Source organism: Achromobacter sp. B7, assembly GCF_003600685.1.
Taxonomy (GTDB): Bacteria; Pseudomonadota; Gammaproteobacteria; order Burkholderiales; family Burkholderiaceae_B; genus Achromobacter; species Achromobacter spanius_B.
Map to the genome: position 1 here is coordinate 2,463,923 of NZ_CP032084.1, position 21,416 is coordinate 2,485,338.

The following is a 21,416-nucleotide window of genomic DNA, read 5'->3' on the forward strand; positions in this document are numbered from 1 at the left end:
GGGGCGTTTCAATTGCCCGTGATACGCCGGTCGATTCCGCCAATTCAGGCGGATATCCGGGCGGGTGCGCGCAGACGCTGCAAAACGAGGCGATGGGCGCGAAATGCCATCGCGCAATCCACCGAGCAAGGACGTCGGCGGGTGCTATCTCCGCGGATTCAATGCCAAGTGAAACGGGCGGTGCAGCCAGCTTGGCCGCACCGCCCGTTGTGGCGTGCTGGAACGATCAGCGGATCAGGCTGAGGAATTCGGCGCGGGTCGACGGGTTGTCATGAAATTCGCCCAGCATCACGGACGTGACCATGGACGAATTCTGCTTTTCAACGCCGCGCATCATCATGCACATGTGCTGCGCTTCGATCACCACGGCCACGCCGGCCGCGCCGGTCACCTTCTGCACGGCCTCGGCCACCTGGCGGCTGAGGTTTTCCTGGATCTGCAAGCGGCGCGCGTACATTTCAACGATGCGGGCCACCTTGGACAGGCCCAGCACCTTGCCCGCCGGCAGATACGCCACGTGCGCCTTGCCGATGAAGGGCAGCATGTGGTGTTCACACAGCGAATACAGTTCGATGTTCTTGACCAGGACAATTTCGCGCGTATCGGACGTGAACAGCGCGCCGTTCACGATTTCGTCCAGGTTCTGCGCGTAGCCCCGGCACAGGTGGCGCATGGCCTTGGCCGCGCGGGCGGGCGTATCGGCCAGCCCTTCGCGGCTTGGGTCTTCCCCTAGCGCTTCGAGAATGGCGGTGTAGTTCTTTTCCAATGACATGGGGGACTCCAGGGGCAACACGTTCATCGTGGCATTGTCGCGTGCCGCGTCGGCGACGCGGGAATGCAGGCAAGTCTACCGCAGCGCGCGCTTGCAATCATGGGTAACCCCACGCCATGGGCGGTTCATAGGTGGGTCAGGGCAAGGTAAAAGCCGCATTCATGCGACGCCCGGCCCAGCCTTCGGTACGCTCGTCAAACCCCCCGGTTTTCCACCGCGTACTTGATCAGTTCGGCCTGCCCGTCGATACCCAGCTTGCGCTTGATGTTCAAGCGGTGCGTTTCCACGGTGCGCACCGACAGGCCCAGCGCGTGCGCGATCTGCTTGTTGGCCTGGCCGGTGGCGATGTGGCGAAGCACGTCGCGTTCCCGTTGCGTCAGCAGGGTGGCCGGTGCGCTGGCCTGCGACAAACGCACCGCGACGGACGCGCTGAAATAGCTGCGGCCTTCCATCACGGCGCTGATCGCCGTCACGATTTCCTCGGCCGGCTCATCCTTGAGCAGATAGCCGCGCGCCCCGGCCTTGACCGCCTGCACCATGTATTCCGGGTTGTCGTGCATGGTCAGCACCAGGACGGCAATCTGCGGATAGCGTTCGTGCAGCTGCGCCGTCAGTTCCAGCCCGCCGCCGCCCGGCATGTTCAGGTCCATCAGCGCCAGGTGGGGCAGGGTGTCGCCAAGCGGGGCTTCGGCCTGGCACGCGGCCAGGAATGCCAGCGCGGCGGCGGCGTTGCCGGCTTCGCCCACGACCTGAAGACGGGGCACGGTTTCCAGCCGCAACCGCAGGCCGTCGCGTACCAGCGGGTGGTCGTCAACCAGCAACAGTCGAATGGCGTCGGGCGTGGAATTCATGCGGGGCTCGTTGAAGGGGGAGGTGCGGTCGGGGGAGGGGCGGTCGGGGGAAGGGCGGCCGGGGGCAGCGGCAGCCAGGCCTGCAAGGTGGTGCCTTGCTGGCTGGAATGAAAACTCAGGTTGCCCGACAGCGCGTTCAGGCGTTCGCGCATATTGCGCAGCCCGATGCCGCGTCGCGGGTCTTCCTGCACCTGTGCATAGTCAAAACCGCGCCCATCGTCGGTGATGGTCAGGCGCAGATCGTGCGCCGAATAGGCCAGCGTCATGTCGGCGCGCGTGGCGCGGGCATGGCGGATCACGTTGGTCAGCGCTTCCTGCGTCACGCGGAACAGCGCGGTGGCGTAGGCGTCCGGCAGCTTCACAGGCTGGCCGGTGGTGGACAGGCGCACGGCCAGCGGCGGCGCGCCGTCCGTGCTGGGAATGGCGAATTCCCTGCCCAGATGTTCCAGCGCGGCGGGCAGGCCCAGGTCGTCCAGCAGGGTGGGGCGCAGGTTATGCGAAATGCGCCGCACTTCGCCCACCGCCGTGTTCAGCCGGTCCAGCGCGCCGCCCAGCGGCTTGTCGATATGGGCATGGGCCTGGGGTTCGGCCGGCGGCGCCTGCCGTAATCTTTCCCGGGCGGCTTCCACCGATAGCTTGATGGACACGAGCACCTGGCTGATGCCGTCATGCAGCTCGCGCGACAGGCGCGCGCGCTCGTCCTCCTGCGACCGCACCACCTGTTGGGCCATCAGGCGCAGCTTGGCGTCGGACTGCCGGTGGTCGCTGATGTTCAGCGCCAACCCACAGGCCGCCACAAACAGGATCGACACCACGGCAATGCCCGCCACCCAGGCGAACATGCTGCGGATGTTGGCCTGCGCGGCGGCATCGATACGCACCAGGGCCTGCTCCACGTCATCCAGATAGATGCCGGTGCCCAGCATCCAGCCCCAGCGGTCCAGCACGACCACATAGCCCAGCTTTTCCACGGTCTGGTGCGTGGACGGCTTTTCCCACAGGTAATGCACCACCTCGCCTTGCTGCCCGCCCTGGCGCGCGGCCGCCAACAGGTTCTGGATGACGGCTTGCCCGCGCGTGTCGCGCAGGTTCCAGAGGTCTTGCCCCACCAGCTCGGGCTGGCGCGGGTGCATCAGGTTCTTGCCTTGCAGGTCGTAGACGAAGAAATAGCCATCGTGGCCGAACTCCATCTGCGCCAGCAGTTCCAGCGCTTTCTGGCGTGTGGCTTCGTCGTCGCCCGTGGCCTGCAACGGCGCCACGGCGCTGTAGGCCAGGCTGACATAGTGGCGCAACTCGCTTTCCTTGCTGGCCAGCCAGGCGCTTTCCACCACCTGCTTTTCGCGCTGGGCCAGCTGCAAGCCCTGCACGTAGACGGCCACGGTGATGGCGGCCAAGGCCACCAGCAACGGCACCGCTGCCAGCAGCAGGATCTTCAAGCGCAGCTTCATGGGAATTCTGTCTAAGGGGTGATTGGTGCGCCGCCGCATTGGGGCGGCCTGACGGAGGATGTTGATTAACAGCGAGGATTCACCGGATTCCGCCATTTTATGTTGCGGCGCATTGCGTAGTAATACGTACCCGGATTGCGTAGTTCCGCGCTTGTTGGCGGGGGGGCAAAACGAAATACTAACGCCCGCGTCCAGCAGGACGCAGCGCGGGCGCTTGCGCACCCGCCACCCCACAACAATGAGTCTGCCTTCCGCGAGACGAAAAAAGCGTTTCACGCCACAAGCATGGCGGGAGGCAAGAGGAGCACTTATGCAAACCAGCAGTAAGGGACTGGGTCAGCACCTGGTCTGGCTGGCGGTTGCGGTACTGGGCGCGTTTGCGCTGGGCACCGTGGCGCTGGCCAGAGGAGAGACCATCAACGCGCTTTGGGTGGTAATTGCCGCCGTCTGCGTCTACCTGATCGCATACCGCTACTACAGCCGCTTCATCGCAAAGAACGTGTTCCAGCTGGATGCCTCGCGCATGACGCCGGCCTGGAAGTACAACGACGGCCTGGACTACGTGCCTACTAATAAGCACGTGCTGTTCGGCCACCACTTTGCCGCCATTGCCGGCGCCGGCCCCTTGGTGGGCCCGGTGCTGGCCGCGCAGATGGGTTATCTGCCGGGCATGCTGTGGATTCTGGCGGGCGTGGTGTTCGCCGGCGCCGTGCAGGACTTCACCATCCTGTTCATCTCGACCCGCCGCGACGGCCGTTCACTGGGTGACCTGGTCAAGTCCGAGCTGGGCAAGATCCCCGGCGTGATCGCGCTGTTTGGCGCGTTCATGATCATGGTCATCATCCTGGCCGTGCTGGCGCTGATCGTGGTGAAGGCGTTGACGCATTCGCCGTGGGGCACCTTCACGGTAGCCGCCACCATCCCCATCGCGCTGTTCATGGGCGTGTACCTGCGCTACATCCGCCCGGGCAAGATCGGCGAGGTCTCCATCATCGGCTTCGTCGGTCTGATGGCCGCCATCACCTTCGGTCAGGACGTGGCCGCCCACCCGGTGATCGGCCCCATGTTCGATTTCGACGGCAAGGGCCTGACCTGGATCCTGATCGTCTACGGCTTCATCGCCGCCGTGCTGCCCGTGTGGCTGCTGCTGGCCCCGCGCGACTACCTGTCCACCTTCCTGAAGATCGGCACGATTCTTGGCCTGGCGATCGGCATCGTGGTCGTGGCGCCGGAACTGAAGATGCCCGCGCTGACGCAGTTCGTGGACGGCACCGGCCCGGTCTGGTCGGGCAACCTGTTCCCGTTCCTGTTCATCACCATCGCCTGCGGCGCGGTGTCGGGCTTTCATGCGCTGATCGCCTCGGGCACCACGCCCAAGCTCATCGAAAACGAAATGCAGGCCCGCTACATCGGCTACGGCGGCATGCTGATGGAATCCTTCGTGGCCATCATGGCGCTGGTTGCGGCTTGCGTGATCGAGCCGGGCATCTACTACGCCATGAACAGTCCGGCCGCCGTCATCGGCACCACGCCAGACCAGGTTGCACAAGTGGTCTCCAGCTGGGGCTTCGTGGTCACGCCGCAAGACCTCATCCAGACCGCCAAGGACGTCGGCGAAAGCACCATCATTTCGCGCGCGGGCGGGGCGCCCACGCTGGCCGTCGGCATGGCGCACATTCTGCATCAGGCCATTGGCGGCCCGGGCATGATGGCGTTCTGGTACCACTTTGCCATCCTGTTCGAAGCGCTGTTCATCCTGACCGCCGTCGACGCGGGCACGCGCGCCGGCCGCTTCATGCTGCAAGACTTGCTGGGCACTTTCGCGCCTTCGCTCAAGCGCACCGATTCGCTGCCCGCCAACCTGATCGCCACCGGCTTGTGCGTGGCGGCCTGGGGCTACTTCCTGTACCAGGGCGTGGTCGATCCGCTGGGCGGCATCAACACCTTGTGGCCGCTGTTCGGCATCGCCAACCAGATGCTGGCCGCCATTGCGCTGACGCTGGGCACCGTGGTGCTGTTCAAGATGAAGCGCGACCGCTACGCCTGGGTCACGATCCTGCCCACGCTGTGGTTGCTGGCGTGCACGCTGACCGCCGGCTGGCAGAAGCTGTTCCATGCCGATCCGCGCGTCAGCTTCCTGGCCCACGCCAACAAGTACAACGCCGCCATCGCGCAAGGCAATGTGCTGGCACCCGCGCATTCGCTCAAGGAAATGTCGCGGGTCGTGGTCAACGACTACATCAACGCCGGCCTGTGCGCGATCTTCATGTTCGTGGTGATCAGCATCGTGGTGTTCGGTGTGAAGTCGGTGCAGCGCGCCCGCGCCGAGAACAAGCCGACGTCCCGCGAGACGCCGTACGAAGCGTTGCCGGCCGCCGCCGGCGCCGACTGACCCCCAACGGAGACGCCGCATGCTGTTCAGCAACATGACCTCGGCAGCCGGCGCCGCCGGCCGCTACCTGGGCCAAACGCTACGGTTGATGGTCGGCGTGCCCGACTACGAAACCTATGTCGAGCACATGCGGCGCACCCACCCGGACCAGGAGCCGATGACCTACGAAGCCTTCTTCCGCGAACGCCAGGACGCGCGATACGGCGGCAAGAAGCGAATCGGCTGCTGCTGAGGTTGAGTGAACACAATTAAAACAAGCCCCCGTGTGGGGCTTGTTTATTTTGGGGTGGCGGTGGAAGGCAGGGGATGCCCGACAAGCTGCGGGGTCATTCAACGACCCGAACCTGGGCGCGAATTTCCACCTAGGTACACCGCCAGCCGCGCCTGATAGGCGAAAGAATCGGCATTTGAACTCATCGTTAACTCCGCACTCTGTTCAGGGTGTAAAGCACGTCGCGCCATTCCGCAGTATCCAGCGCCGCAAAAGAATCCAGTAGCCGAGCCTTGCCGGCCACCGCCTCTTGAATGCACTGCTGAATACGTGGGTGCGTTTCCAGATGCGGGTGCACCATCAGATGCTTCAAGGCAAAGGTCACGCGGTCCGAGGCGTTGCGCAGCCCCAGCGCATGGGTGCGCCGTAGATGCGACAAGACCTTGGCAGCCGCGTGCGTGGCGGGGCCGGGCTTGTCCTGCATTAAGGGCGCCAGCGCGCGCGCGTCGGCTGGCATCGGCTGATCGGCCAGCCGCTTCCACGCGGTCAACACGTTGCCCACCAGCGGCGCCAGGTGCTGCGCGTTCATGTCCGCCGTGTCGAAAATCGGCGTCGGCGTGTTGTTGTGGCTGCGCAGCTGCAACAAGCGGCCCGCGCTGTTCGGCACGATCCACTGCGTGATGGGGTTCAACCACGAGCCCATGCGCTCGCGCAAACTGACGGCCAACAACTCCAGCCGCAACGGTTCGAATAGGGGTATGACGCGCTGCGCATCCTGATCGGGCACCAGGCAGCGCTGCGCCAGGTCCTCGGCCAATACAGCCAAAGGCGAAGGGCTGTTCAGCCAACCGCACACCATGCGCTTGCCGCCGATGGGCTCGGCCAGCGCGGTGTTGACCGTCAGGCGCAGCACGTCCCGATCGAACCGCTGGCCCGCTTCAGCCAACGTGATCAGCTTGGGACAGGCGGACGTGTCGTGTGCCAGGTCCGCACGCAAAACGGGCGCGATAGCCTCCGCTGCAAACCGCGCCAGCAGCTTGTCGGGATGCAAGGGGCTATCGTCGGCGCGATCAGCCTGGGGATCGATCAACAGATAAAAGCCCTGGTCGGCGTTTCGGGACCGGGCAAGCAAAGCCGCAAACGATGTCATCGTGGCGGCATCCGGCAAGAAGCCGGACAGCGGCAAAGTGCGTGCGTAGGCATAGCGTTGTCCTGGTTGCGCGGCGCGGCCACTAGGGCAGGGCGCCTTTCAAAAAGAAGTGCTGCCAGGGCTAATGCAATATCCATGCCATGCGCGGCGCCGGCACAAAAGCCTCAACGCTATCAATAGCTTACGAACGTATCGTGTGTGGCAGTCAGCGTGGTGCAATGCCTGCGATTTGAAATTGACGGGGTTTTTAACGAGAACCGAGCCAGTTTTGGCCCGATAAAAACTAAGCGCCGCCTTATCAACGACTTACGGCGGGCCATATTTGGCTCGATCGAGCCAAATATGGCCCGACAGGTATCGCTTAAGCCCAAACGCGCGGGGCCCGGCTGCCGGGCAAGACTGGCCCGGCGCGCATCCCCGGTCAGGACAGTTCCAGCGCCCGTGCGCCTACCGCGCCGCCTATTCGTCCGACCGCCATGATTTCCGGCGTGACTTGCGCGGTTTGGGCACCACCCCCAAACGCGGGTCGCGCGCCAGTGACAGCGCCGCCAGATGTGAGGCCAGCGCCTCAAACGCATCATTCGACTGCGGTAGATACAGCCACTTGCCCAGCACGGGGTGCGGCAACAGGCTCGGCATCTCTTCGCACAGCGCCGCATGACGCTCGCGCGAAGTGCATACCATGACGCCATTCCAAGGCTCATCACGGTCGGCCACCACCAAATACAGCGCGCCATCCAGATACGCGGCATCGCAGCCAAACATCTTCCGTCGTTGATAATTGGCGTCGCGCCCCAGCGGCTCTAGCACCCACAGCAGCGAATTCTGGCGCGCAGCAAGCTGCTTTTTGGGCGGGGCAAAGAGGTCTGACGATGTAGGCATGGTGGCAAGTTTATGCCGATCACGCGCGCCGTTCATCCTGGATTTTCATTTAGACTTTTGCGGCTGGCTGTGGCCCGCGAGACCTGGCATACGCTGCAACGTCATCCTTAGTCCCTAGCTAATAAGCGCACCGATCAATGTCTGAACACCACCAATTCATTTGCCCGCGCGACTTTCATTTGCCACCGCCGGATTGGCGCGCGCTGCAAGCGCAACTGCTGAAAGGCGGTTATGTGCTGGAACCGCGAGGCAAGCAAATGCCGTATCGCGCCATTTCCAACCTGGTATTCGGGCTGGCCGGCTTGAACGAAGGCTCTTATCAAAATCCGGAAGGCGTTTGGTCAACCGGCGCACTGGTGGCGCGCTACATACAGGCCGGCTATCTGCCCGCCGACCTGCCAATTCGGTACGACGACACCTTGGAAGAAACACTGGCCCTGTTGGCGCAACACGGCATTACCCCCGATCCGCTTTTCGAAGACTACGAAAGCAGCGACTGGCACAGCCCGCAATACTGCCTGGGCCCGGCCGCGCGTCCGTACCTAGGCGCCGACACCCGCGCCGCCCATGACCAGGACCCACGAAATTTCCCGCTGATGCTGCTGGCGTTTGATGGCCCGAATCCGAGCGTTGCCGTCGGTGAAAACCTGTCGGAGCCCTGCCTGCCCGGATCGAATCAACCGCTGGGAGCCATGCCGCCGTTTGATTCGCACGTGGATTTTATCGGCGCAGCGTACAAGGACCCGGCCGCGAAATGGCATTGCGAACAAAACGGCATCGATTATCGAATTCTGGAGCTCGACTGGCGCTACAGCTTGGCAATGGGTTTTCGGATGGTACGCATGGAAGGGCTGGCCGAAGAAGACGCGCATGGCATCGCAGAGTTGATCGGTGATCTTACGGGCCAGGCAATGGTGTGGAGCCACCGGCATTTGTGAGGGCGGGCAGGGTGGCATCACCCATCTTGTGATAAAGGTGTCAGGCAGCATTTCCAGAAGTGTTATTTGCCGTCTGAATCCATTGAAAAGTTCAAGGTAGCTTAATGATAAAAAGTTCTGCACTCTTCGCTTTATCGACCGCGCTCTTGGCGGGATGCGGTCCAAACAAAATCATTGTGGATCTGCCTTCGCCGCAGGGCCAATACCACGTAGAAGTTCGCAAATGCGCTGAGCCCGGCGCCATGTCATCGACTTCGCAAACCCAGGTCTCGGTCCTGAAGTCCGGCGTATCAGAAAACTGCCAGTCTGCGGTGAATGCGTTGGCGCAGTTCCAGTCGTATGCGCCCGACGATCAACTGCAACTGGAATGGTTGTCGGAGGCGGAGCTTCGGGCATGGCATCCCGGATTTGATCCAAAGTCCGGGCCGCGTTCCGCTTCGTATAAGGCGGACAACCCGGTCAAAGTGATATTTGCGCCGGCCAAGTGATTTACACCGCAATGTCGTCGCGCGGCGTCCATGGGGTGCCGCCGTTCGCGGGCCTGCGCGCTACGTCAGCAACGCCAACACGTCAACCAGCGACAGCACGGTGGTGCGCGACGCGAACGCGGTGGAAAACAGGTGCTCGTGCACAATCGAATCCGGGTCGTAGCAGCAGTCTTTGACGGTAAACAATCGGTAGTCTGCGTCGCTGGCATGCGCAATCGACGACAGCATCACGCCAGTGGACGCAATGCCCACCATCAGCAGCGTATCGATGCCTTGTGCCGATAGCCGCAATTCAAGGTCCGTACCAAAAAACACGCTGGCGCGATGCGCGATGATGATCGGCTCGTCGGGCTGCCGGCCCAATTCAGGGGAAATCTGGTCGCCGGTGAAAAGGCCAAGTTGCTTGATGCCTCGCCCGTTCTTGTTTAGCGGACTGACTTCGGGATAGCCCGGACTGAACCGAATCTGGCCGAAATAGATTTTGATCCCTTGCCGCCGTGCCGCGTCGCAAAGCGCGCGCGTATTCGCTAGCAAGGTGGGCGCGACAGAAGGGAACAGGTTGATGATGTCGGTCTGATAATGCATGACCAACAACGCGCTGCGGGCGGGCACGAGGGTGTCTAGGATGCTCATGGGCGGGGGCTCCACAAGGCGGGCAGTTTCACCGCGGCATACCGCTTCGGTAGTGGCGTCATCGATATCAGGTTCCGGACGGGACTGTATTTTTTAGCACGAGGCGACGGAAACAAGGCAGCTAGACAGTTTACAAATGTCCAGCTAAAAAAGTGTCGGACCGCGTTATTCAGACAGCTTTAGCGGTTGTGCAAGTGAGTTGACTTGGACGCCAAGCTAGGTGCGAATTTCGGCGCGGTCACTGGCGCGGAACCCGGTATCAAGGTTTCCATCTTTCTATCTAGGCGCACTACGCGACTCCGCGTCGATTTGCGCCGGCCACCGGACTTTAGGCGCAAGACGCAGCGCAAGGTTGTAGGGCGGCACTTGGTCTGGATCGTTGAACGTCTCGACGGGAGGCAATGCGTCGGGTCCGTGCTGCATGTAGGCACGGACGTAATCCCAGGAGCTACCCTCATCCTGGCCCACGCTTAGGGGGAAGCGATCAATGACCTGGTTCGTGCCGGGTTTGACGATGGCGATGGATACGCCCCACGTGAAGATCAGACCGCCTTGCGCGGTGGCGCCGCGTTGGCGCCAGACTTCGGCGCGCAGATGCTGCCAGGGGTAGACCTTTGTGGTGACGTGCCATCGCGACCAAGGTTTCCACCAAATATGGTGGAAGCTATTTACGTAGACATTTCGACGAAGGCGATTAAACCGAATCGGCTCGTCGCTCGGTGTGGATATGTCTATGCGAACAGTCAATGCCGTTATCCAAAGCGCCATTAGAAAACAGGGGATATCCATAAGAAAATATGACAGATCCGGTTTTCTTATCAGCAGAAAGGGTATCGCGAAGAACATCCAGATGAATGGGAAGATGGCCAGGAAAAGCAAAAGTCCACGCATGGTATTGCGCCGGCTCAATTCGAGGTAGATTCCGTTCATTGAGTTAACGACCGGTATCGGAGTGTTCCGCTTGGGCGACGCTGCTGAATCATCCGGCAATTGCAGATCCCGCACCCGCCCGCGATATGGCTTGTCCAGAGCAGGAGTGCTGTGATTAGGGCTTCTTTGCTGCGATGTCAATTCTGGCCTCTCTCGGAAAAAGGGTTCGCGATTGTGCAAGCCAGTTGATCCTCTCTGCGATTACGAACAAACGTCGCGTTAATTCTGTGACTGGACCGCTACGATCAAGGCGAATTTGGGCGCCGCGACGGGCGCGGGCATTGATATCGGGATTTTCATCGTTCTAGCTAGATCCACTACGCGACTCCGCATCCATTTGAGCCGGCCACCTGACTTTAGGCGCAAGACGCAGCGCAAGGTTGTAGGGCGGCACTTCGTCCGGATCGTTGAACGTCTCCACGGGAGGCAATGCGTCGGGCCCGTGCTGCATGTAGGCACGAACGTAATCCCACGAGCTGCCCTCATCCTGGCCCACGCTTAGGGGGAAGCGATCAATGACCTGGTTCGTGCCGGGTTTGACGACGGCGATGGATACGCCCCACGTGAAGATCAAACCGCCTTGCGCGGTGGCGCCGCGTTGGCGCCAGGCTTCGGCGCGAAGATCGTCCCAGTTGTAGGCGCGGGTTGTGACGTACCAGCGGGCGAAGGGGTTCCACAATATGTAGTGGAAGCTGTAGACGTAGACCTTGCGGCGCAAGCGATTGAAGCGGATGGGTTCGTCACGGGGAATAGCAGTGTCAATGCGAACGCAGAAGAATATAAGGATCACATCCACGAGAAACGTCCCTATCGGCGTGACGGGACTGCCACTCCCAACGGTCCACCAAGCATGTAGGCGGGGTACAGAATCCGCCAGTAAAAAAAAGCCAAAACCCGATATGAAAAGCATCAGGCCGCGCATCTTCGTAGAGCGACGAGATATCTCCAGGAAAGCTCCATCCAACGCGTTAATGACTGGCTGAGAATGAGATCGAACTTCAGAGGTAAATTCTTCAGCGGGCTGCGGCAAGTCGCGCTGCCATCCTGCGCACGTTTGATTCAAAGCTGGGAATTTTCTAGTCACTTGGGTGCGGCCTGGGTCGAGTGTATCTTTGGGAACAAATTGTCGGATCTGCGCGTTGACGGCTCGATAAAGGCCCTTTTTGCTTTCTACCCTGGTCCACTACGCGACTCCGCATCCATTTGAGCCGGCCACCTGACTTTAGGCGCAAGACGCAGCGCAAGGTTGTAGGGCGGCACTTCGTCCGGATCGTTGAACGTGTCGACGGGAGGCAATGCGTCGGGTCCGTGCTGCATGTAGGCACGGACGTAATCCCACGAGCTGCCCTCGTCTTGCCCGACGCTTAACGGAAAGCGATCAATGACTTGGTTCGTGCCGGGTTTGACGACGGCGATGGATACACCCCACGTGAAGATCAAGCCGCCTTGCCCGGTGGCGCCGCGTTGGCTCCAGACTTCGGCGCGCAGATGCTGCCAGGGGTAGACCTTTGTGGTGACGTGCCATCGCGACCAAGGTTTCCACCAAATATGGTGGAAGCTATTTACGTAAACATTTCGACGAAGGCGATTAAACCGAATCGGCTCGTCGCTCGGCGTGGATATGTCTATGCGAACAGTCAATGCCGTTATCCAAAGCGCCATTAGAAAACAGGGGATATCCATAAGAAAATATGACAGATCCGGTTTTCTTATCAGCAGAAGGGGTATCGCGAAGAACATCCAGATGAATGGGAAGATGGCCAGGAAAAGCAAAAGTCCACGCATGGTATTGCGCCGGCTCAATTCGAGGTAGATTCCGTTCATTGAGTTAACGACCGGTATCGGAGTGTTCCGCTTGGGCGACGCTGCTGAATCATCCGGCAATTGCAGATCCCGCACCCACCCGCGATATGGCTTGTCCAGAGCAGGAGTGCTGTGATTAGGGCTTCTTTGCTGCGATGTCAATTCTGGCCTCTCTCGGAAAAAGGGTTCGCGATTGTGCAAGCCACTCGATCCTTTCTGTGTGTACTAACGAATGGCGACAGCGGTGAGTTCCGCATAGGCTTCCGGGTCAGCGATATCTGGCCAGTATTTGATTTTCAATGTCGCGTATTCGATCTCCGTCTCACCGATGTCCAACAATAGCGAATCTGCGATTCTTGGATCGGCACTTGTGGGTCGGCGTATTGAGCCGTCGTCGAGTTGATAGCCCGGACGCCTTGGGATAGCAGTTGTTGCCGCGATAGCCGCGGAATTCTGCTGTTCGGCGATTACGATTTGCTCAGGTGAATGGCGCTTCACCGCCAGGTACATGGCATAGCCCGACCGTCCGGGAATCCAGCTGGGGAGTTCGACGGAGTATGAGAGGACAGTCCCCCATTGCATGCCAGCGCCTATCGCGGGGGCAATCGATAGTCGCGGCGCAAAAGAAAATTCGAAATCCGTCACCACGCCCAATAGGGCAGCATTCAGAGCTCCGATTGCGATTTCTTTGTCTGCAATGGCCGCACTGGTTTTCTCAATCTCTACACTTTCGCTTGAGTATGGGGGGATGCTGTACAGCGTTCTAGCCGTGTTCCACCAAATCGAAGGCGTTTCATCATGGTTCCCAAAATAGCAGCGGCGCACCCATTGTTCGATTGAATTCGACTGGTTTTTTTTAGCTTCCACCGATATGGCATAGGCCACCATACCGAGCGCAATTGCTAAACCTAGAGGTCCAAGAAGCGAAGTCGCACCAAGGGATGCGGCAGTTCCCCCAAGTAGGCCAGCCGCAATAGAGATAGCTGCCGCACGAAAGAAGAGTTTGCTTGCCGATGCATCTCCCGACGCATGCGCGCGCCAAGACGCCAGTCCTAACTGCACCCCCTCAACCACACCCGACAGAGCACTTGTCACGCCGCCAAAGCGAATCATCCCTTTGCCCAGCGTCAACGCATTCACCGCGCGTACTTCAGCGACAGCGGCTTTCTCCATCGCCCGGGCCACGCTTCTTATTCCCAACCCCGTCGCTTCAATGCTGACGCCCACCACCCCCACTGCGCTTGCCGCCACGCCCGCCATGGCTTCTGGGTATTTGTCTCCCATCACGCGCTCCAGGTCTTGCAGGCTTCTTGCCAGCCCATCTTGCTGAAAGAACAACGCGCCCATGGACAACGCCAAATCCAAGTTCGCCATCCCGCGTATTCCAACAAAGGCGGTATGCGCCCGTAGCTTTGCATCCGCAGCAGTGGTCCGTAGTTGCCCGGCTATTGCATGTGCCTTCGGTTCCAGGCCGCCAATGCCCACCACCACGCTGCGCCAACCGCCTTCCAGGGTCTCCGCCGTGGCGTTGGACATTGCAGTTAGCTTATTTTTCAGTCCTTCAGCGGTATCCGCCACCCAGAACGTGGCTTTGAATATGTGGTTCTGTGCCGGACCCGGCAGGGTCAGCATGCCGCTGAATATCAGCGCGCGAGCCTTCTTGCCGGTTTCCTTTGCGGCCTTGTCGTATTCCTGGCGCATCTGTTGGGTGAGTAATTCCTGATACTCGCCCAGCGTCAGTTCGATCTGAACGCGCAGCATTTGGACGCGCTCGCATAGCAGCAGGGCGGCTTGATGCACGGTGGCGGCCACGGGTAAAAGCTGTTCTTGCCCCCGTGCGTCCATCGTCAACATCGCGTTGATCATCGCGCCTTGCAGTTGGCCCACCGCGTCTTTCACGCTGCTGCGTAGGTACATCTCGCCTTCTTGCGAGGCCATCACGTCTTTGATTGCGGCATACAGCTTGCCGGAATCATTGGCCTTGAAGCCTTCCGTAAAAGTGGGACGCAGGCCTTCAAGCAGGCGTGCGTTCTTGGCTAGTAGCGCCTGGTACAGAATGCTGTCGGGGTTTTCCAGCAAGGCCTTCCACAGCTGCTGCGTGGGACCAAGATCGGCGCCATCAACGGGGGGCGCTTCGCTGGGGCCGCCGTCCAGGCAGGCCGCCACCATCTTGGTGTACGCCGCTGCCGAGTGCGGATCGGTAGCCGAGTAGTCGTATCGCGCGATGCGCAGCCAGGCCAGGGATTGCAGCCATGCGACATAGCGGGCCGCCATCGTATCTATCAGTCCTTGCCTGCGCTGCCATTCCTTATCGTGCATGTCCTGAAACTGCTTGCGACGCGGCTCGCTGTAGCGTTGTTCCAGGCGTTCGTGATACTCAGCCGTGATGCGCCTGGCTGCGATCTCCGTTTCGCGTGGGACATCCACCGGCGGCAAGTGGGAACGCGTGCCCAGCACCGGATGGTCATTATGTTGTCGGCGGTATTCGGTCTGTTTTTCGACTTCCTGTACCGCTTGGGTGTGTGCCCAGGTCTTCTCCAACTCTCTGATCTGCACCAGCGCCGCCGATGTAAACAGCAGATACTGCCGTTCGGCATTGCCCGCCCATGCGAGCCGGTCGTTAATCAGCAAATGGCGTTGTTGATTGAATTCCAACACCGCGCCCACCGGATCGGGCAACGCCAATACCGGCACACCTTGCGGCAGGCCTTGCGTCTTTGCGATGTCGTCGACGTAATCATTTATCGGCACAAACCTGGGGGTACGTGTACGCACCGCATGCCGGCTGCCGAAATCCTCGCCGTCGTAACGGTATTCCCACACGCGATCGGTCAGAAACCCATCGGCGAATTTCAACCCGTGCAATACCGTTTGGGGCGTTTCTCGCAACGTCGTCAGATCCACTTTCAAGAACCGCGCGGATGGCGCCGTCTGCGCCTTGTAGGCATCCAACACCGGCTCAGGCCACCGATCTTGCGAGAACGCGATCCACGCTTCCTTGTAGGCCTTGGTGTCGACGTGTATGAACGAAGCGCGCACGTCGTGCCCTACACCCGTGCAAGCCTTGGACAAGGGGCGGGGAGTGCCCTCCGGTATTCGGTACGGGTCATATTGGCGCATGTGCCCGTCGGCGGTGACTTGGTACGCGTGCCAGATTTCCTGATCCAGCAGCACATACACAAACCCTTCGCGCAGTAGGCGATAGTTGCCCGGCTGCATATCGATGCGTACGCGGTCTTGTTCGGGATCGAAGGGGGACGACGGCGACGAAGATGTCCGAGACGGCGAGGATCTTGGCGGCAATGGCGCATCGCGCAGCAACAAGATCGGCATTCCGCTGCGCTCGCAAGCGCGGCAAGTACCTGCTGGCACCGCCATCGTTTCCAACACCGCCAGCCGAGCCTGGTGGGCGAAAGAGCTTGCATGCGAACTCATCATCAACTCCGAGATCAATTCGGCGTGTAAAGCACGTCACGCCATTCAGTAGCGCCCAGCGTCGTAAATGAATCGACCCGGCGCTTTCAAAACGAAGTGCTGTGAGGACTAATGCAATATCCGTGCCATGCCGACAGAGAAAAGTAAAACCGTCAACGCTATCAATGACTTATGGGCTATTTTCGCGACGCCGCCCGCGCTGCGTTGCGCCAATCACCCGGAATTGCCGGAATTTCCAACGCAAAACGGGCCATATCTGGCCCGTTTAAAAATTAGCAGTGCTTTATCAATGAGTTATAGCGGGTCAAATTTGGCTTGATCGGGCCAAATGTGGCCCAGCGGGTTTGCTCCGCCCAGAACGAGGCAGACAAGATCGCCGTGCCGATAAACACCCGCCTTAGATACCCGCGAACCGTTCCGCCAACGCATCGCAATGCCGCACCAAGATCGCCGCGTCCACGCCGACCGCCGTAAACAAACTCCCTGCCTCGATATAGCGCCGCGCCAGCGCCTCATCGCCCGTCAACACGCCCGGCGCCTTGCCTGCCGCGCGTACCCGCCGAATGGCGCGTTCCACTTCGGCCACCACCTTCGGATGCTGCGGCTCGCCGGGATATCCCAAGCTGGCAGCCAGATCCGCGGGGCCGATAAACACCCCATCGACGCCATCCACTGCAATGATGGCGTCTAGGTTCTCCAGCGCTTCGCCCGTCTCGGCCTGCACTAGCAAACACAATTCCTCTTCGCAACGGCGCATATAGTCCGCCACACGCCCATACCGCGTTGCGCGCATCGTGCCGCTAACGCCCCGCACGCCGCGCGGCGCATAACGCATACCCGCCACCGCGCTTTGCGCCTCGTCCGCGTTCTGCATATACGGCAGCAACAAGGTCTGCGCGCCGATATCCAGATACTGTTTGATCTGCACCTTGTCATTCCAAGACGGGCGCACCACCGGATGGCTCTTATACGCGCCAGCCGCCTGCAACTGCGCCATTACCGTCGGCAGCACCACGGGCGTGTGCTCGGTATCCAGCAGCAGCCAATCAAAGCCGCTGGCCGCGACCAGTTCGGTACTGTTCGCATTCCCAAGCGTGACCCACAGCCCGGTTTGATGACGCTGTTCACGCAGCGCGCGTTTAAACGTATTGATGGGGAGTTCCATGCGCGCCGCCTTATGAGAAGTGCACCGAGATGCTGCCCAGCTTGCCGTAGTCCGCATGCAGCGTATCGCCGCGTTTGACCGCAACGGTGCGTGTGAAGGACCCCGCCAGCACGATGTGCCCGGCTTCCAGCCCGGCGTCGTGCTGCGCAAGCTTGTTCGCCAACCACGCAATACCCAACGCCGGATGCCCCAGCACCGCCGCCGACACACCCGATTCTTCGATCACGCCATTTTTCAGCAGTAGGGCGCCGACCCAGCGCAGATCAATATCCATCGGCCGCACCGGCCGGCCGCCCAGCACGATGCCGGCGCACGCGGCGTTATCAGCAATGTTGTCCACAATGCGGCGCGGGTATTTACTGCGGCCGTCGATCAGTTCCAGCGCCGGCACCACGTAATCCGTAGCATCCAGCACGTCGAACAGGCTCACATCCGGGCCTCGCAAGGGCTTGCCCAGCACGAAAGCCAGCTCGACTTCCACGCGCGGCACGATCAGCTTGTCGGTGGGAATGGTCTGCCCATCTTGAAAGAACATCGTGTCCAGCAAATGGCCGTAGTCCGGCTCGTCGATACCGACGGTGCTTTGCATCGCCTTGGACGTCAGGCCGATCTTGTGGCCGCGCAGCTTGGCGCCGTCGGCAATCTTCTGGTCGATATTGCGTTGCTGGATGGCATACGCATCGGCAATCTCAATACCGGGGAACGCCTTGTCAAGCTGCGTGGTGGGCACGCCGCTGCGCTCGGCTTCAAGCAGCAGGCTGGCGGCGCGGGCGCGGTCTTCGTCGTTAAGCATGGAAGGCTCCTGATCAGTGCGCGGCGACTTCGTCGGCCACGGGGTTGGACAACACGCCGATGCCGGCCACTTCGACTTCAACCACATCGCCCGGCTTCAAAAAGCGCGGCGGCGTGAAGCGCACGCCCGCGCCAATCGGTGTGCCGGTCGAGATCACATCGCCGGGTTGCAGCGTGGTCCAGATGGAGATGTAGCGGATCAGTTCCGCGAATGGAAACATCAGGTTGTCGGTGGCGTCTTGCTGGCGCAGTTCGCCGTTCACGCGCGTGGTCACCGTCAACGGCGCGGTGGGATCGAACTCGTCGGCCGTTACTATCCACGGCCCCATGGACCCGCTCGCGTCAAAGTTCTTGCCCTGCGTTACGTTGAACTTGCCGTGCTTGATCCAGTCGCGCACCGTGCCTTCGTTCAGGCAGGTCAGGCCCGCGACGTGGCTCCAGGCGTCTTCGGCGGCAATGCGGCGGCCGGCCTTGCCGATGATGATGGCGATCTCGCCTTCGTAATCCAGTTGCTCGGATTCCGGGGGGCGAAGCAAGGGTTCGCCATGGCCCACGAACGAACCCGGAAAGCGCGGGAACACGCTGGGGTAGGCGGGCGGCGCGCTGCCGTCTTTATATTCTTCGTTGCGCTTGCCGTAGTTCACGCCGACGCAGATGATTTTTTCTGGCGAAGGAATCGGCGGCAACAGCCGCACTTCGTTCAGCTTGTGCGTGGCGGGAAGCGAGTCCGCCAATTCGGCCAGCGCGGGCAGGGCATCGGCTTCCAGCGCAGCGCGCAGGCTGTCATAACCATGGCCATGTTGATCCAAGGCCACGATCTGGTCCTGGCCGCGCAACGCACCAAAGTGCGTGCGGCCTTCATGCGTATAAGTCAGCAGTTTCATTCGTCGAATCCAAACAAGCGAGCGGGGTTGTCCACCAGGATTTTCTTAAGCGTCGCGGCGTCGCCCGCATAACGCGCCAACTGGTCCACCAACTGGCCCTCGTCGGGCGTGGGCTTGGTGGAGACGGGATGTGGCCAGTCGCTGCCCCACATCACGCGGTCGGGGTTGGCGGCGATCAGCGCTTGCGCAAGCGGCGTCACATCGTCCCAAGGGGGACCGCTGCGTGAGATCTTTTCCGTCAACGACAACATCACCCAGAAGTTGCCGCGAGGTAGCAACGATTCCAGCAACTGCCGAGTCGGGTCCGCCGCGCCCGCAGTGGGATCGGCGCGCCCCATGTGATCCAGCAGCACCGGAATATCCAACCGTTCAAACTGCGCCGCCTGCGCCATCATGCCGTCGGGCTCTGGCTGGAACTTGGCGTACCAACCCAGTTCACGAATGCGCGCAATGGCGCGGTCAAACACGGCGGGCGCCATGCTGATGCCCAAGCCCTGCCGCGTAAAACGCGCCCCGCGCACGCCCGCATCGTGCAGCTTCTGAATGTAGGCGTCGTCACGCTCGGCCAGCACCACCGCATTCGCGCAACCGCGATACGACGGGCCGGCGGCGGCCAGGCCGTCCAGCACCACCTGGTGATCCGCCCCGTAGGTGGTGGCCTGCACGATCACGCCGCGCTCGATGCCCAGCAGGCGGTGCAGGCCCAGCGCGGTCTCGATGGTGGCGCTGGGCATCTCGTACGCCGCGCCGGGGCGAACCGGGTAACGGTCTGCGGAGCCGAATACGTGAAACTGGCTATCGCAGGCCTTAGGCGGTAGCCGGGTAGCGGGCGCAGTGGGGCGGGGATTAAAGGGTTGGTACTGCGAGGGGGAATATTGCGGGGCTTGATGCTTCGATGCTGAATTCTGCACGGCTTGATTCTGCGAACTTTGGCTTTGATTCATTTGGCCCTGAGTCATTTGGCTTTGAGTCATCGTCTGTCTCCCTTACCCGATCACGGCCACAAAATCGCATTCGATCAGCTTGTCGCCATCCAGATCCGCCTGCATCGTGTGCCGCGCCGGGCGGTTCTCCGCATCCGGAAACGCTTGCAGCCACACCGCATTCAGCGCCGCGCGCTGGCTGCGGTCGCGCATCCACACCGTCATCTTCGCGATGTGATCCAGCGAGCCGCCGCCCGCTTCCACAATGCGCCGCACGTGGTCGAACATCAGTTCGCACTGGCGCTCCAACGTCGCGCCGTACGCGCCCGTGGCGGGGTCGGTGCCTTGGATGCTGCCCGAATACAGCATGGGCCCAATCCGGCACGCGGCCGGAATGGGGTTCTTGTGGCTGAAGCCTTCGGCGTAAATGCTGCGTCTGCTCATGGCGGGTTCCGTTTGGAAAGAAGAGGGTGGGGCGGCATCGCGGCCATGACCAGGCAAGGCCGCGATGCGTTCGGTTTTCTGGGCGTGGCTGCTGGCGGGTCAGGCCAGGCTGCGGTCCGGCGGCGGTGGTCTGCCCTTAGTTCGCCGTGATGCCCGCACGCTTGATGATCGGCGTCCAGCGCGCGTCTTCCGCTGCCAGATAGCGCGTGAATTCCTCGGGCGAGCTGCCGCGCGCCTCGGCGCCCAGCTCATCAAAACGCTGAATGATCGTCGGCTGCGCCAGAATCTTGGTCAGCGCCTCGCTCAAGCGCTTCTGCACATCCGGCGGCGTGCCCTTCGGCGCAAGCAGCCCGGTAAACGTGGCCGCCTCCATGCCCTGCACACCCGCTTCCGCAAACGTCGGCACGTCCGGCATCGACGGCACGCGCTTGGCCGTCGTCACCGCCAAGGCGCGCAAGCGGCCTTCCTTCACATACGGCAGCGCCACCGAAATCTGATCAAAGTTGAAATCCACCTGCCCGCCCAACAGATCGGTCGTGGCCGGCGCGTTGCCCTTGTACTGCGCCGTCGTCCAACGCGCGCCCGTCAACGACTGCAACAGCTCGCTGACCAGATGATTCGTGGTCCCCGCACCCGGAGACGCCATGTTCAGCTTGCCCGGCTCCTTCTTCGCCAGCGCCAGCAACTCAGCCAGCGTCTTCGCCGGCAAGCTCGGCTTCACCTGCAACACCAGCGGCGTGTACGACACCGAACTGATCGGCGCAAAGTCCCGATCCCACTTGTACGCATCCCGCTTGAAAATCAGCGGCGAGAACAGCAGCGGCCCGTTCGCCGCCATGAACAAGGTGTAGCCATCGGGCTCGGACCGCGCCACCTGCTCACCGGCAATCATCCCGCCCGCACCCGGCTTGTTCTCGACAATAAACGGCTGCCCAAACGCCGCCTGCAAACCCGGCGCAATCAGCCGCGCCGCCACATCCACATTGCCGCCCGGCGGATAGGGCACCACGATCTTCACGGGTTTCTCGGGCCACGCGGCGTGCGCCATGGAAGTCAGAACGGTCAGCGCCACCGTGGCGCAGGCGCGAAGCGCATTGCGATGCATGGTTTGTCTCCTGGTCGTGTCATCACGTTTTGTTTGTTGTGTTTGACGACACTCTAGAAATTCCCGCGCCGCTGAACAATCCGAATTTCAAGAAAAGTTCCGGATGTTGGACTCTTTTGGCAGGTTGTATTGCGGACAGCTTTTGGCATGACCGCGTTTCGCCGCAGAAT

At 61.3% G+C, this 21,416-nt stretch carries 20 protein-coding genes; 4 read left to right on the forward strand and 16 right to left on the reverse strand.

The window, feature by feature from the left end:
• Positions 1–226 precede the first annotated feature (226 nt).
• The 3 genes from folE to DVB37_RS11110 form a co-directional block, all read right to left on the reverse strand.
• Positions 227–772: a GTP cyclohydrolase I FolE gene (gene folE / locus DVB37_RS11100; RefSeq protein WP_006219193.1), complete on the reverse strand. Its 546-nt coding sequence runs from the start codon at positions 770–772 to the stop codon at positions 227–229.
• A gap of 194 nt (positions 773–966) precedes the next feature.
• Entirely contained in the window at positions 967–1,623 is a 657-nt protein-coding gene (locus tag DVB37_RS11105) for a response regulator transcription factor (RefSeq protein WP_046806847.1), read from the reverse strand.
• A complete protein-coding gene (locus DVB37_RS11110; protein ID WP_120155095.1) occupies positions 1,620–3,071 on the reverse strand; it encodes a cache domain-containing protein in 1,452 nt (483 codons plus the stop codon). Before DVB37_RS11110 ends, DVB37_RS11105 begins: the two co-directional genes overlap by 4 nt.
• Positions 3,072–3,381: 310 nt before the next feature.
• Here DVB37_RS11110 and DVB37_RS11115 point away from each other — a divergent pair, with 310 nt between their 5' ends.
• Together DVB37_RS11115 and DVB37_RS11120 are read left to right on the forward strand one after the other, a co-directional pair.
• Positions 3,382–5,463 carry a carbon starvation CstA family protein gene (locus DVB37_RS11115; RefSeq protein WP_120155097.1) on the forward strand — a complete coding sequence of 694 codons (2,082 nt, stop codon included), beginning with the start codon at positions 3,382–3,384 and terminating at the stop codon, positions 5,461–5,463.
• Positions 5,464–5,482: 19 nt separating this feature from the next.
• Positions 5,483–5,695 carry a YbdD/YjiX family protein gene (locus tag DVB37_RS11120; protein WP_104145677.1) on the forward strand — a complete coding sequence of 71 codons (213 nt, stop codon included), beginning with the start codon at positions 5,483–5,485 and terminating at the stop codon, positions 5,693–5,695.
• Positions 5,696–5,882: 187 nt separating this feature from the next.
• On the opposite strand, the gene DVB37_RS11125 is transcribed toward DVB37_RS11120, so the two are convergent.
• Both DVB37_RS11125 and DVB37_RS11130 read right to left on the reverse strand, forming a co-directional pair.
• Positions 5,883–6,824: a hypothetical protein gene (locus tag DVB37_RS11125; RefSeq protein WP_162941193.1), complete on the reverse strand. Its 942-nt coding sequence runs from the start codon at positions 6,822–6,824 to the stop codon at positions 5,883–5,885.
• A gap of 459 nt (positions 6,825–7,283) precedes the next feature.
• Positions 7,284–7,706, reverse strand: a complete 423-nt coding sequence (locus tag DVB37_RS11130) for a hypothetical protein (protein ID WP_120157449.1) — start codon at positions 7,704–7,706, stop codon at positions 7,284–7,286.
• Between the two features lie 137 nt (positions 7,707–7,843).
• Between DVB37_RS11130 and DVB37_RS11135 the strand changes: the two genes are divergently transcribed.
• Together DVB37_RS11135 and DVB37_RS28645 are read left to right on the forward strand one after the other, a co-directional pair.
• Complete coding sequence (locus DVB37_RS11135) at positions 7,844–8,644, forward strand: hypothetical protein (RefSeq protein WP_120155102.1); 801 nt, start codon at positions 7,844–7,846, stop codon at positions 8,642–8,644.
• 242 nt (positions 8,645–8,886) lie between these two features.
• The gene (locus tag DVB37_RS28645; protein ID WP_223265025.1) at positions 8,887–9,132 is read left to right on the forward strand and encodes a hypothetical protein; all 246 of its coding nucleotides are present in this window, start codon (positions 8,887–8,889) and stop codon (positions 9,130–9,132) included.
• Between the two features lie 60 nt (positions 9,133–9,192).
• On the opposite strand, the gene DVB37_RS11145 is transcribed toward DVB37_RS28645, so the two are convergent.
• From DVB37_RS11145 to DVB37_RS11200, 11 genes are all read right to left on the reverse strand, one after another.
• Positions 9,193–9,765 carry an isochorismatase family cysteine hydrolase gene (locus tag DVB37_RS11145; RefSeq protein ID WP_120155104.1) on the reverse strand — a complete coding sequence of 191 codons (573 nt, stop codon included), beginning with the start codon at positions 9,763–9,765 and terminating at the stop codon, positions 9,193–9,195.
• Between the two features lie 276 nt (positions 9,766–10,041).
• Complete coding sequence (locus tag DVB37_RS11150; protein ID WP_240434085.1) at positions 10,042–10,695, reverse strand: DUF6708 domain-containing protein; 654 nt, start codon at positions 10,693–10,695, stop codon at positions 10,042–10,044.
• A 304-nt stretch (positions 10,696–10,999) separates the two neighbouring features.
• Positions 11,000–11,491 carry a DUF6708 domain-containing protein gene (locus DVB37_RS11155; protein WP_240434086.1) on the reverse strand — a complete coding sequence of 164 codons (492 nt, stop codon included), beginning with the start codon at positions 11,489–11,491 and terminating at the stop codon, positions 11,000–11,002.
• Between the two features lie 374 nt (positions 11,492–11,865).
• Complete coding sequence (locus tag DVB37_RS11160; protein ID WP_240434087.1) at positions 11,866–12,519, reverse strand: DUF6708 domain-containing protein; 654 nt, start codon at positions 12,517–12,519, stop codon at positions 11,866–11,868.
• A gap of 204 nt (positions 12,520–12,723) precedes the next feature.
• Positions 12,724–15,831 carry a T6SS effector BTH_I2691 family protein gene (locus tag DVB37_RS11165; RefSeq protein ID WP_162941194.1) on the reverse strand — a complete coding sequence of 1,036 codons (3,108 nt, stop codon included), beginning with the start codon at positions 15,829–15,831 and terminating at the stop codon, positions 12,724–12,726.
• A 499-nt stretch (positions 15,832–16,330) separates the two neighbouring features.
• On the reverse strand, positions 16,331–17,098 hold the full coding sequence (locus DVB37_RS11175; protein ID WP_120155110.1) for an aldolase/citrate lyase family protein: 768 nt from the start codon (positions 17,096–17,098) through the stop codon (positions 16,331–16,333).
• Positions 17,099–17,108: 10 nt separating this feature from the next.
• The gene (hpaH, locus tag DVB37_RS11180) at positions 17,109–17,891 is read right to left on the reverse strand and encodes a 2-oxo-hept-4-ene-1,7-dioate hydratase (RefSeq protein WP_120155113.1); all 783 of its coding nucleotides are present in this window, start codon (positions 17,889–17,891) and stop codon (positions 17,109–17,111) included.
• Positions 17,892–17,904: 13 nt separating this feature from the next.
• A complete protein-coding gene (locus tag DVB37_RS11185; protein WP_120155115.1) occupies positions 17,905–18,774 on the reverse strand; it encodes a fumarylacetoacetate hydrolase family protein in 870 nt (289 codons plus the stop codon).
• Positions 18,771–19,718, reverse strand: coding sequence for an amidohydrolase (locus DVB37_RS11190; protein WP_371683131.1), 948 nt, complete (start codon positions 19,716–19,718; stop codon positions 18,771–18,773). Before DVB37_RS11190 ends, DVB37_RS11185 begins: the two co-directional genes overlap by 4 nt.
• A 42-nt stretch (positions 19,719–19,760) precedes the next feature.
• Positions 19,761–20,141 (reverse strand): RidA family protein, encoded by a 381-nt coding sequence (locus tag DVB37_RS11195; protein ID WP_120155117.1) that lies wholly within the window; start codon positions 20,139–20,141, stop codon positions 19,761–19,763.
• Between the two features lie 136 nt (positions 20,142–20,277).
• Positions 20,278–21,246, reverse strand: a complete 969-nt coding sequence (locus DVB37_RS11200; RefSeq protein WP_120155119.1) for a tripartite tricarboxylate transporter substrate binding protein — start codon at positions 21,244–21,246, stop codon at positions 20,278–20,280.
• Positions 21,247–21,416 lie beyond the last annotated feature (170 nt).

Bases quoted from the DNA above. Each gene is read 5' to 3' on its own strand.
- folE (WP_006219193.1), bottom strand. From the start codon at position 772: ATGTCATTGGAAAAGAACTACACCGCCATTCTCGAAGCGCTAGGGGAA.
- DVB37_RS11105 (WP_046806847.1), bottom strand. From the start codon at position 1,623: ATGAATTCCACGCCCGACGCCATTCGACTGTTGCTGGTTGACGACCAC.
- DVB37_RS11110 (WP_120155095.1), bottom strand. From the start codon at position 3,071: ATGAAGCTGCGCTTGAAGATCCTGCTGCTGGCAGCGGTGCCGTTGCTG.
- DVB37_RS11115 (WP_120155097.1), top strand. From the start codon at position 3,382: ATGCAAACCAGCAGTAAGGGACTGGGTCAGCACCTGGTCTGGCTGGCG.
- DVB37_RS11120 (WP_104145677.1), top strand. From the start codon at position 5,483: ATGCTGTTCAGCAACATGACCTCGGCAGCCGGCGCCGCCGGCCGCTAC.
- DVB37_RS11125 (WP_162941193.1), bottom strand. From the start codon at position 6,824: ATGACATCGTTTGCGGCTTTGCTTGCCCGGTCCCGAAACGCCGACCAG.
- DVB37_RS11130 (WP_120157449.1), bottom strand. From the start codon at position 7,706: ATGCCTACATCGTCAGACCTCTTTGCCCCGCCCAAAAAGCAGCTTGCT.
- DVB37_RS11135 (WP_120155102.1), top strand. From the start codon at position 7,844: ATGTCTGAACACCACCAATTCATTTGCCCGCGCGACTTTCATTTGCCA.
- DVB37_RS28645 (WP_223265025.1), top strand. From the start codon at position 8,887: ATGTCATCGACTTCGCAAACCCAGGTCTCGGTCCTGAAGTCCGGCGTA.
- DVB37_RS11145 (WP_120155104.1), bottom strand. From the start codon at position 9,765: ATGAGCATCCTAGACACCCTCGTGCCCGCCCGCAGCGCGTTGTTGGTC.
- DVB37_RS11150 (WP_240434085.1), bottom strand. From the start codon at position 10,695: ATGAACGGAATCTACCTCGAATTGAGCCGGCGCAATACCATGCGTGGA.
- DVB37_RS11160 (WP_240434087.1), bottom strand. From the start codon at position 12,519: ATGAACGGAATCTACCTCGAATTGAGCCGGCGCAATACCATGCGTGGA.
- DVB37_RS11165 (WP_162941194.1), bottom strand. From the start codon at position 15,831: ATGCCGATCTTGTTGCTGCGCGATGCGCCATTGCCGCCAAGATCCTCG.
- DVB37_RS11175 (WP_120155110.1), bottom strand. From the start codon at position 17,098: ATGGAACTCCCCATCAATACGTTTAAACGCGCGCTGCGTGAACAGCGT.
- hpaH (WP_120155113.1), bottom strand. From the start codon at position 17,891: ATGCTTAACGACGAAGACCGCGCCCGCGCCGCCAGCCTGCTGCTTGAA.
- DVB37_RS11185 (WP_120155115.1), bottom strand. From the start codon at position 18,774: ATGAAACTGCTGACTTATACGCATGAAGGCCGCACGCACTTTGGTGCG.
- DVB37_RS11190 (WP_371683131.1), bottom strand. From the start codon at position 19,718: ATGAATCAAAGCCAAAGTTCGCAGAATCAAGCCGTGCAGAATTCAGCA.
- DVB37_RS11195 (WP_120155117.1), bottom strand. From the start codon at position 20,141: ATGAGCAGACGCAGCATTTACGCCGAAGGCTTCAGCCACAAGAACCCC.
- DVB37_RS11200 (WP_120155119.1), bottom strand. From the start codon at position 21,246: ATGCATCGCAATGCGCTTCGCGCCTGCGCCACGGTGGCGCTGACCGTT.